This is a genomic window from Intestinibacter sp., from assembly GCF_022780145.1.
Classification (GTDB): Bacteria; Bacillota; Clostridia; order Peptostreptococcales; family Peptostreptococcaceae; genus Intestinibacter.
In genome coordinates, this window is the sequence record NZ_JALEXO010000024.1 from 1 (window position 1) to 4,020 (window position 4,020).

Annotated in this window: 3 protein-coding genes; 1 reads left to right on the plus strand and 2 read right to left on the minus strand. The window is 29.3% G+C overall.

Features of this window, described 5'->3' with window-relative positions; translation table 11 throughout:
- Window positions 1-197: 197 nt before the first annotated feature.
- Together MR593_RS00920 and larA are read right to left on the minus strand one after the other, a co-directional pair.
- Entirely contained in the window at window positions 198-1,352 is a 1,155-nt protein-coding gene (locus MR593_RS00920) for a YkvI family membrane protein (protein WP_290685955.1), read from the minus strand.
- A gap of 352 nt (window positions 1,353-1,704) precedes the next feature.
- Window positions 1,705-3,000: a nickel-dependent lactate racemase gene (gene larA, locus MR593_RS00925; protein WP_290685958.1), complete on the minus strand. Its 1,296-nt coding sequence runs from the start codon at window positions 2,998-3,000 to the stop codon at window positions 1,705-1,707.
- A gap of 276 nt (window positions 3,001-3,276) precedes the next feature.
- Between larA and MR593_RS00930 the strand changes: the two genes are divergently transcribed.
- Window positions 3,277-4,020 (plus strand): macro domain-containing protein (locus MR593_RS00930; RefSeq protein ID WP_290685961.1); only part of this gene is annotated, 744 nt, incomplete at its 3' end.

Genomic DNA, 4,020 nt, shown 5'->3' on the forward strand with positions numbered 1-4,020 from the left:
AGATATTTTTTCAGTAAAATATAAAGCTCTTGTGTTATATTTTATTTTACTTTTCATTGCACTTACTCCCTTGTAATTTTAATAATCCTAATTTTATTATACAGATAATACAAATTTTAGTAAAATAATTATTTTTCAAAAGTAAAGAAACTACTAGCTTTAAACTAGTAGCTTCTTATATAATTAATTTTTAATTATTATTTTCCAGATTTAGCAATTTTATATATACCTATAGTTAATAATGGTAATATGAAGACTATCATTAATCCGTATGACATAGCGTTATATCCTTTAGATATAAGGTCTATTATACCGAACTTAGATAATACTACAGCTGCTGCTAATACTACAACTGTTAATACCGCATTTTGAGCACCTGTTAATTTTTCTTTACCGAAATCTTCTAAGCTTGAATTAACTCTGGCAACGAATGCATGGATTATACCAGTTGAAGTTTCTATTAAAGTCCATCCCATTACTATACCAAATATTACTATTGACCAAGTTCCTCCTACTTTCTTTAATATTACAAGCCAAGGAACTGTAGCTCCTAATACATCTGGGTCTGGATAGAATCCCATAAATGCTATATAACTGATAAACCATGGTACTGTCATTAATACACCAGCTATTAAACCACTTATTAATGTTTCTTTTCTAGTTGTTTGTCTTTCTAGTGATTCAAAACTAGATGGATATACTAATACATTGTAAGCAACATAAACTATACCTAGCCATACTATATTGAAAGTACTTGCTGGTCCTTCAACAAAGCTTGTATCTCCTGTTGCAAATACTTCACTTATATGTGAACCTGCGCCTTTTATAGCTAATATACCAAATATAATATATGCTATATATAATGCTACAGTTCCCCAAGTTTCAAATCTTTCAATTAAACTAGAACCGTAGAAGTTTAATATACCAACAACTATTACAACAACTATAACACCAACCCAATAGTTAAGTCCCATTGTTTGATTAACTATTTCACCTGTAGCTGATGCCATAACTGCAAGAATTATTATTGCAAGTGGGATATAAATTAAATCATATAATATACCAAATTTTCCTAATAAATTCTTCATGAAATCCTTGTAGTTATAAGATTTTGTTACTCTAGCAAATTCAAATGATGCCATTGCTATAACTGCAAATCCTATAAGTGTAGCAATACCTGCTATCCATCCTTTTGCTCCATAATTAGCACCGTAAGATATAATTTCACGACCAGTTGCATATCCACCACCGATAAGAACTGATTGAAGTAATATACCAGGTACTAAATATTTCCCAAAAGCACCATCAAAGAAACTTTGTTTACCGTTGTTTTTAGGTGATTTTTGTTCCATATATACCCCTCCTAAATATTTTATAAATGCGAATTATATAAATTTTTGGAATTTTTATATAATATCTAGATAGTATCAGTTTTTGGATTTTTTTGCAAGTTTATGAAATATAATAAATTAATTTGTATTAAGTTTAATTTTTATTTAATTTAATATTTATTTAATATCTACTATAATATACTTTCTATTTAATATAATTTATCTACTTAAAACTTTAAAAAATAAAGAAATAATTTTTTTTATTTAAAACAAAAAAGAAGTGATGCAAAATATATTTTATTTTTGAACACTTCTTTTTATTTAAATTATTTTTTTAACTATTAATAAATCGACTAAGTATATTCTCTATTTACTATCTATATTTAGGTAATGTATTAGCACCATGTGGTAATAATGCAACCTTCATATCATCTATAGATCCGCCATTTAATTTTTTAGCTAATTCTAAAGCTTCATCTAAAGTCTTAACTGCATGTATTTTAGTTTTACTTAATTTTTCTTGTGGGATACTAGTTACTAATATCATGTTGTATTTTTCAGCAGTTTCAGCGAAATCGTATCCGACAAATCCACCGATTGAGAAGTCAGCACGCAATGCTTTTTCTCTTTCTTCCATATTATCGAATTTAGTTAATTGATCTTCACAATCTTTATCTCCGAAGCCTTCACCACATTCAGATAATATTATCATTGTTCCGCCTTCTGCTATCATAGTTTTAGAGTTTGATAATGTTTTTGAAGTTTGGTATAAGTTGATGTCTTTTGGATATCCTCCAGCACTTGCTATAACTAATGGAGTTCTTTCGTCAACATATACACCATCTATTGAGTCAACTAATTCAGTTGCAGCTTTGTGAGCTTTTATCCAATCCCCTGCAAAAGCAGCTATTATTTGTTGGTCAGAGTTTGCAACTACATTTAATAAGTAAGCTGGTTTAGCCATTGCAGCAGCTTCTTCTAGGTCATCGTGGAATGGATTAGTTTTTGATAAATTTCCTGAACAAGCATTGACATTTGCACCATTTCCAAATCCAGGATTTAAAGCGTTACAGTGGTTAGTGTTTATAGTTTCTCTTCCTGCTATACCAGGTACTATACTCTTTCTTCCTCCACCGAAACCAGCTAAGAAGTGATAAACAACTCCACCAGTTAATATTATTTTATCTGCTTCTATTGCATATCTATTTAACCATACAGGAGTTTTTCTAGAAGTTTCTCCCATATAAACTAAATCTTCTTTTTTGTCACATTCATGATCTATTATTTTTAAACGTTTGAATAAGTCTTCACCTAGTAATTCTTTATGTTCTTCATCAGTTTGTCTTCTATGAGTACCACAAGCAGATATGACAGTTATATCTTCGTCAGGCACACCACATTTGTTTATTCTATCTACTAATATAGGTAAATATGTAGGTATTGCTTGCCATTTTCTTGTTACGTCAGATATTATTATTGCTACTTTGTCGCCTTTTTTGACAACTGTTGATATATCCCCTGCTCCGATTGGATTATCTAGTGCATATTCTATATGTTCTTTTACAGTTCTTTGTGGAAGTTCTACAACGTTAGATTCTAATTCGCATGCGATTTGTTCTTCTGGTATGTTTACATCAAATTCTATATTACTATATTTCATAGTATGCATAATATTCTCCCCCTTTATTTATATTAATTAATTTACCTGATTTATATTTCATTTATCTATTTTATCACATATATTTTAGAAAATAAAATGTTTCAGCTCAATTATAAAAATAATATTTAAAATTATATTTATATATTGAAATATTGTTTTACATATTTTTATCTTTTTAGCAAAAATATCAGATTTCATATGCTTATATGATTTATACAGTAATAAAAGTATTTCATGTTATAATTATTAAAAATATATATTTTACGATAATGGAGAGTGATTTTTATGCCATTTGAAATAATAAGAGAGGATATTACAAATTTAAAAACTGACGCCATTGTCAATGCGACTAACAACAGACTCAAAGCCAGCGGAGGTGTCTGTGGTGCGATTTTTAAAAAAGCGGGTCTAGAAAAGCTTCAAAAGGAATGCGATAAAATAGGTCACATAGAGACATCTCAAGCTGTTATAACAAAAGGATATGACCTAGATTGTAAATACATAATACATACGGTTGGCCCTGTTTGGCATGGAGGAGGTCACGATGAAGAAAAGCTTCTTTATAATACATATTTAAACTGTTTAAATCTAGCAAAACGAAAAAGATGTAAATCTATAGCTTTTCCTCTAATTTCATCGGGAAACTTTGGATATCCTAAGGATAAAGCACTTCATACAGCTAGATGCGCCATCGAGGATTTCCTCGCTGAAAACGACCTTATGATTTATCTAGTCGTTTTCGATAAAAAGTCTTTTGCTATAAGTCAAAGCTTATTTGATTCTATTAAACAGTATATCGATGACAACTATCTAGATGACTACAAATTTGATAATTCTAGAAGAAATGCTGAAAGCTCGTTATTAGACGATCATTTTCATATGGAATCTATATCTAAATTAGAAAATATAAGCGATTCAATAAAAAATGCTGAAATAAAAATGTTTGAAAAGGCACCAAAGCCAGTTAATGCTACAAAAGCAACTACTAAATTTAAATCAAAGCCTAAAAAATCTTCTACCACAAAAGGC